General features: G+C 60.1%; 5 protein-coding genes. 4 read left to right on the top strand and 1 reads right to left on the bottom strand.

Features of this window, described 5'->3' with window-relative positions:
• Positions 1-243 precede the first annotated feature (243 nt).
• On the top strand, positions 244-618 hold the full coding sequence (locus NW844_RS02165) for an STAS domain-containing protein (RefSeq protein ID WP_414333076.1): 375 nt from the start codon (positions 244-246) through the stop codon (positions 616-618).
• A 77-nt stretch (positions 619-695) separates the two neighbouring features.
• Positions 696-1,394 carry a class I SAM-dependent methyltransferase gene (locus NW844_RS02160; protein WP_414333075.1) on the top strand — a complete coding sequence of 233 codons (699 nt, stop codon included), beginning with the start codon at positions 696-698 and terminating at the stop codon, positions 1,392-1,394.
• Here NW844_RS02160 and NW844_RS02155 read toward each other — a convergent pair.
• The gene (locus NW844_RS02155; protein WP_414333074.1) at positions 1,391-3,580 is read right to left on the bottom strand and encodes an NAD-binding protein; all 2,190 of its coding nucleotides are present in this window, start codon (positions 3,578-3,580) and stop codon (positions 1,391-1,393) included. The two genes, NW844_RS02160 and NW844_RS02155, sit on opposite strands and share 4 nt — an antisense overlap.
• Positions 3,581-3,981: 401 nt before the next feature.
• On the opposite strand from NW844_RS02155, the gene NW844_RS02150 reads away from it, so the two are divergent.
• Both NW844_RS02150 and NW844_RS02145 read left to right on the top strand, forming a co-directional pair.
• Entirely contained in the window at positions 3,982-5,034 is a 1,053-nt protein-coding gene (locus NW844_RS02150) for a Fe(3+) ABC transporter substrate-binding protein (RefSeq protein WP_414333072.1), read from the top strand.
• Positions 5,035-5,221: 187 nt separating this feature from the next.
• Positions 5,222-6,940, top strand: a complete 1,719-nt coding sequence (locus tag NW844_RS02145; RefSeq protein WP_414333071.1) for an ABC transporter permease — start codon at positions 5,222-5,224, stop codon at positions 6,938-6,940.
• Positions 6,941-6,979 lie beyond the last annotated feature (39 nt).

The following is a 6,979-nucleotide window of genomic DNA, read 5'->3' as shown; positions in this document are numbered from 1 at the left end:
GCTCCCCTCTCCTTTTGGGAGAGGGGCCGGGGGTGAGGGACTGCTCCCTGGCTGAAGAGGAAGGGAGGGTAGCTGCCTCAACGGCACAGCGCGCCTAGATCCGGCAGACAATCTCAACCAGTGGGAAGTTGCCATGGCAAAGAAGGATACCCTCTCTGTCTGCAGAAGAGGGATTTTCTGCCGAGGGGGTCATAGCAGCAACCGATGGTGCTAAGGTGGGGCATGAGGTCTTGACTGGAAGCAATGGATTTTAAGCTGCGCATCCGTACCGCCGAAACTCCGCAAGGGCAACAACTGGCGATTGTGCCGTTGGAAGGTCGCTTTGACGCCAAGGTCGCTTCCGAAGTGCGGCAGTTGCTGCAGCAGGTTTTGGATTTTGGTTACCACAACCTGTTGATCGACATGTCGGCGGTTACTTTTATGGACAGCTCCGGCCTGGGGGTGCTGATCTCGGCCTTGCGCAAGTGCCGGACTGCCGGCGGCAACCTCAGCCTCTGTTGCGTTCCGGAAAGCGTCGCCCTCGTCCTCAGCCTCACCTCGATGGAGAAGGTCTTGACCTGTTTTGACGACCTGGAGACGGCCATCGCCAACTTCTCCACCGCTTCCTCTGCTCGCTAGGCCGACATTTTGAGTTGCTGCGATGCCCTGCCTACGCCTCTGACTTTGTTCCCAGGATCTGTTGAGGATGCTCAGCCATGACCCAAGCTGGCCTCGATACCTTTCAGCTCCTTTACCAGCACCACCGTGGCCCCAGCTTTTGCGAGCGCATGCTGGCTACTGCTCCTGGCCGCTTCAATGAGACCTTTTGGCAGTTTTGGCAGCAGCATGTTGAGCCCTGCTTGCCCGCTGCGCCCTGCCTGCTGGATCTGGGAACGGGGCCGGGGTATGTCCTCCGGCAGTGGGCCCAGCGCTACCCCGGCGGACATTTCATTGGCGTAGATCTAATGCCCTACATGTTGGAGCGGGCAGCGGCAGACTTGAAAGGCGTCCCTGGCCTTCAACTGCTGCAGGCCGATCTCCACGATCCCCATTTGCCCCTGCCAGATTGCAGCGTTGACGCGGCTCAGGCGGTGGTGGTGATCCACGAGATGGTGCAGCCGGTGCGCCTGTTGCAAGCGGTGCGGCGTCTGCTCAAGCCAGGGGGGCGGTTTTTGCTGGTGGACTGGGTGCGCGCCCCACTTAGCCTCTACTTCGATGCGGCCACAGAAGCCCAACTGTTTCAGATGGAAACATCCCTAGACACCTTGGTGGATCAGTTTACCCACTTCTACGAGCACAACCGCTTCAGCGCTGAGGACTTGGCCTGGCTGTTGGAGAAGGTTGGCTTGAGAGTGGTGGCGCAAGAGCTCTACGGGCAAAATCGCTTTGTGCGCCTTGTGGCGGAAAAGCCCTAGAGGACTTCAGGGATCCGCCGCTCGGCCTGCACCTGGGCAAACACCTGCACCTCGGTGCTCATTTTGCGCAGTTGGCGGGCCAACTTAATGGCCTTGTCGCGGGGGAGAGGGGGGCTCACCACCGCCGGCAGGCAGCGCAACAGCGGCTTCAGGGCCGTCTTGGGCAGCCGCGCATAAAACGCCAAGGTGGAGAGGATCTCGTCTTCAAAGTAGGGGTTGCGGTATTCCAAAAGCCGCACTTGATAGAGTTCCGGCGGCAGGGGGCGTCCCTGGGCCAGGCGAATCAGGGATCCCACCGTCCCCATCACGTATAGACGATCCCCCCGCTTCAACAGGGTCTCGCCCTCTTTCTGCCAGATCTTGGGAAAAACACAGGGCCGGCCCGGTCGGGAGTGATGCAGCAAGATCGCCAGGTCGTAATCCTGGGCCAGTTGCCGTAGGGATAGCCCCAGGTAAGGGTCATGGGCCGAGACCTCCAGCAGCGTCACCAGCAGCGTTTCCCCGTCCCAAGTCAAGGTGCCGTAAACGGATCCCACCAACGCTGCCGTAGCAAAAGCCCGCGCCCCCAGGGCCGTGGTGCTGTAGCTGGTTCCCAGCGTCTGCAGATGCCGCTGCATCCGCGCCGCCAGCTCAGGATCCGTGACCCGCAAAATGGTGCGGATCCCAGGTTGCAGGCTGTGGGCGGTCAGGGCGGTCTCGAGGTTGGTGAGATCGTCAGGCGTCGTGCAGATCAAAGAGCGGCTGCTTTGGATGCGAGCCTGTTGCAGCGTGCTGGCCAAGGCGTAGTTGCCCCGGATCACCACCGCCCCCTCCCGTTCCGTCGCCGCCAGCAGGGGATTGTCGCTGTCGGGCTCCACAACCACCACCTCATAGCCCATTTGCCGCAACAACTGCAGCACCAAGTAGCTCAGCCGTCCCAACCCCGCGATCACCACGTGATCCGCTTTGGGCATACGGGCGGCCCGGCCCAAGCCAAAGCGGCTGCTCACCAACTTGTCAGTCACCAATCCGTAGATCAACCCCACCAGGGCAGCCCCCACCAAGGTCATAACCACCGCCACCACCTTCACCCCTAGAGGGGTCTCCGCCTGCTGAAAAGCCTCGATGTCCCCATACCCCCCCGTCAACACCACGATGGTCAGCAACAGCCCGTCAACCACGGATTTGCCGATAGCTCTAAAGTTAAGGATCCCCAGCACCAGCATGGCTCCCAAGGTGAAGGTGAGGGTGCGCACGATGGGCTTGACCTGCAGCAGTCCCTGCAGGCTTCTGCGCAGCCAAGATAGGAGCTGCCTGAACGAGTTGCCTCGCTGTTGTTGTCGTTTGTCTTGCACCTGTCCGCTGGCCCAGCGTTGTGCCCGCGAAGAGCCGCGCCGCCCGTTGCGCTCCAACAGGTGCAGATAGGATCTGGGGTCGCAGATCACCAAAATGCGATCCCCCTCCAGCAGCTCTGCCTCGTGGTCGAAATCGTCGAAAACCCGAGACTCGGAAAAGTCGGACAGCCCGTCCACCGGGTAGTGAAACAGCACCCGCGCCCGAAAGGTTTCCTCCAGTTCCGAGAGGGGCATGTGCAGCAGACGGGAGTTGTAGCCGATGGTCAGCTCCACCACGTTCCAGAGGGTGGTCTCTTGGGGAGCGCCAAAATAAAGCGGATTCGCCAGCTCCGGCGGCAGCGTGGCCAGCTGAGCCTCTAACTGGGGCAGCTCGAAGTAGCCGACAAATTCGTCCGAGACAGCTTTCAGAGCAAAGGCCGGCGCAGCCAAGGCAGCCACCGACAGGGAAAAATGCTGCGGCAAAATCGAGTCCAGGTAGCGGGCAAGGCCGGTGTTAAACAGACGAGAGACAATGCGCACCTGCGGGTTGAGATCCCGAATCAAGAGAGCCAGCTCGAAGTTGGCTTGGTCGTTGTCCTCCACAAGCAATGCCACCTTGATCCGCTCGATCCCAGCCCGGCGCAACACCTCCGGCTGATGGGGATCCCCCTCTAGGTATTGCCACTGCTCTTTTAATAAAGAAGGCCGCGGGCCGGGAGCCACCACCACCGCGCGCTGTCCAAAGTCTTCCAGAATCTGCAGCGTCAACGCTGCCAAGTCGTTGTAGCCACAGACCAGGATGAAAACACCCGGATCCCGGCCATTGTCCTGCAGTTGCTCATCCAGCCATTGATGAGAAAGGGATCCCACCATACTCCACCACCTACCCTGCTCCCTTTATACCCAAGGCAGGTCTAGAACCCCGCCCTACCCAAAATATTCCGGTAAGGGATCCCCTTGCCCGGCCAGCCGCGATGAGAAGCGACCTTGGCTCTTGTTTCCAGCGAGAGTTGGCGGATCTTGGGCCAAACGGTTCAAAGATGAGAACGACTCCCAACAGCTTGACTCGGTACTCAGGATCCTCTATCATTGCCCCAGAGCAAAGTTCTTGAATAAAAATCTCAATAAGCTTGGCCTAGAGAAGGGTCAAAAGGCCGGCATTTGAGGGAACTGCCCTGATTCAGGGAGGGGGTTTTCAAGTGCTTTCTCGGGTAAAGGCATTGCTGACTGGGTCAATGCAGCAGCCTTTCTTGAAATGTTTTTGAGTTTAGGAGTTGGGTATGCGCTTATCGCGACGGCAACTGGTCAGCGGAGCCGCGCTGGGCTCTGTAGCCTTGGCGGCAGGCTTGCTGGGGCGTCCGGCCCGCGGCGCCAACCGGGAGGTGAACCTCTACACCTCTCGGCACTACGGCACCGATGAAAAATTGTACGACCTCTTCAAACAGAAAACGGGCATTACTGTCAATTGGGTGCAGGGCAACGCCGACGAGATTGCCCAGCGCATCCGCAGCGAGGGATCCAACAGCCCTGCCGATATCTTTATGACCGTAGATATTGCCCGGCTGTGGCGCGCCCAGAACGAAGGCCTGTTTCAGCCCATCCAGTCCGAGACGCTCTCTAAGAACATCCCGGAATCGCTGCGGGATCCGGAAGGCTACTGGTTTGGCCTAACCAAGCGGGCCAGGGTGATCATGTACAACAAAGACAAGGTGGATCCCAAGGAGCTCTCCACCTACGAAGATCTGGCCAACCCCAAGTGGCGGGGCAAGGTGCTCACCCGCTCCTCCAGCAATGTGTACAGCCAATCTCTGACGGCTTCCATCATCTTGGCGCACGGGATCCCAGAAACCGAACAGTGGGCGCGGGGCTTGGTGGCCAACTTTGCCCGCCCGCCGGAAGGGGGAGACATTGATCAAATCAAAGCCGTGGCTGCCGGAGTGGGGGATGTGGCGCTGTCCAACACCTACTATTTGCCGCGTTTGATCAAATCCGACAATCCCGAAGATCGCGCCGTAGCGGAGAAAATCGGCGCCTTCTTCCCCAACCAAGAGGATCGTGGCACCCACGTCAACATCAGCGGCGCCGGCATTCTGAAAACAGCTCCCAACAAAGAGGCCGCCATCCAGTTTCTGGAGTTCCTCTCCGGCCCGGAGGCGCAGGCCATCTTCGCCCAGAGCAACAACGAATACCCGGTGCTGCCGGGGGCGGAGATCGACTCGGTGGTGGCCAGCTTTGGCACCTTCAAGGAAGACACGATCAACGCCGCCAGCATTGGCCGCGTTACCCCCGATGCCCTGAAAGTGATGGATCGGGCCGGTTGGCGATGAAAAGCGCCGGGGTTGCCGAGAGCTTTCTTCTTGGCTCCCCGGTTGCAGCCCCAAAGCAGAACCAAGTCCCAAGTTTGAGTCTTGAGACTTAGCTTCTTTGTTTTTTCCTAAGATTTGCCTGACAATTGGGAAACAGTACGGTGAAGAAAAAGTTTTTGCCAGCTCTCAGGGATTTCAATTGCAATTGATGGAAAAGTTAGCTTGGCTAAATCTGGGTAAACGCTTTGACCATTCTCTCAAGAGAGCTTGGACGCGCTGGTTCAGCGGTTGGACGTTGCTGACCTTAGCCCTGACGGGCTTAATTTTGATTCCCACTCTGACGGTTCTCCTCAGCCTCTTTGCCGACGAGCGGCAGGTTTGGGAGCACCTGGCCGACACGGTCTTGGGGCTGTACGTGCGCAACAGCCTGCTGATGATGGTGGGGGTGGCGCTGGGAGTCATCCTGGTGGGCAGCGGCACTGCCTGGCTGGTGACAATGTGCGAATTCTGGGGGCGGGCCTGGCTGGAGTGGATGCTGGTGTTGCCCCTGGCGGCTCCCACTTATGTGTTGGCCTACGCTTACACCGATTTTTTGCAAGTAACCGGCGGCTTCCAGACCTGGCTGCGGCGGGTTACCGGCTGGGGGATCGGCGACTACTGGTTCCCCAACATTCGCTCCTTGTGGGGGGCGATCCTGCTGCTCGTCCTCACCCTCTACCCCTATGTGTATCTCTCGGCGCGGCTGGCCTTCCAGGAACAGTCGGTGGTCTGTTTGGAGGTGAGCCGCTCCTTGGGCTACGGGCCGTGGGCTAGCTTTTTCCGGGTGGCCTTGCCCTTGGCCCGGCCGGGGATCGTGGCCGGCTGTCTGCTGGCTTTGATGGAGACCCTGAACGATTTCGGCACCGTCAGCTATTTTGGGGTCGATACCTTTACTACCGGCATCTACCGCACCTGGACAGCTCTGGGCAATCCGGTGGCAGCAGCTCAGCTTTCAGCGCTGCTGTTGCTGTTGGTGTTGCTACTGATGGCCCTGGAGCAATTTTCCCGCCGGCGGGCGCGCTACTATCGCCAAGGATTCAAGCCAAACCCAAGTCGTTATCCCTTGCACGGGATCCGGGGGGTGGGGGCGTGGCTGGCCTGTGGGATCCCGATTGGGCTGGGCTTCGTTATCCCTGCCCTGATCCTGCTCCATATGACCCTGCGCCAGGGGGAATTGGGCCGCCGCTTTTGGAGCTACGCCCAGAACAGCTTTCTCCTCTCGACGATCACGGCGGTGATCGCCGTCTTGGTGGCGGTGGTGGTGCTGTACGGTTTGCGGCTGCAGCGGGCCTGGGGCCTGCGGCTGGCGGTGCGGCTATCTTCCCTGGGCTACGCGCTACCGGGCGTGGTGATTGCAGTAGGAGTTCTGATTCCCCTGGGGCAACTGGATCAACTGCTGAGCTACTTGCGGCAGGCGCTCTTTCAACAGCCGCCCGGTCTGGTGATCAGCGGCACTATTGTGGCGTTGGTGTTTGGCTATCTGGTGCGCTTTTTGGCGGTGGCTCTGTCCACCGTCGAGGCGACGCTAGCGCGCATTCCTCCCAGTCTGGATGAGGCAGCCCGCAGCTTGGGGCAGGGATCCCTGGGCACCCTGTGGCGGGTGCACCTGCCCCTGATGGGGGGCGGGATCCTGGGAGCGATGCTGCTGGTGTTTGTAGATGTGATGAAGGAGCTGCCGGCCACGATGGTGTTGCGGCCCTTTAACTTCGATACCTTGGCCGTCCACACCTACCGCATGGCTGCTGACGAACGCCTGGCCGAGGCCGGCGCCCCCGCCTTGGCGATTGTCCTGGTGGGGATTTTGCCGGTGATCCTGCTCAACGCCCAGATAGCCCAGCGACGCAATCTAGGCTCCTCAAATAAAACGTCTCCCTACGTCGTTCCCTAACTCCCCTCTCCCTCTGGGAGAGGGGTTGGGGGTGAGGGT

The organism is Synechococcus sp. H55.2 (assembly GCF_047462495.1).
Taxonomy (GTDB): Bacteria; Cyanobacteriota; Cyanobacteriia; order Thermostichales; family Thermostichaceae; genus Thermostichus.
The sequence above is the reverse complement of the archived record's forward strand: the minus strand, read 5'-3'. Positions and strand labels throughout refer to the sequence as shown.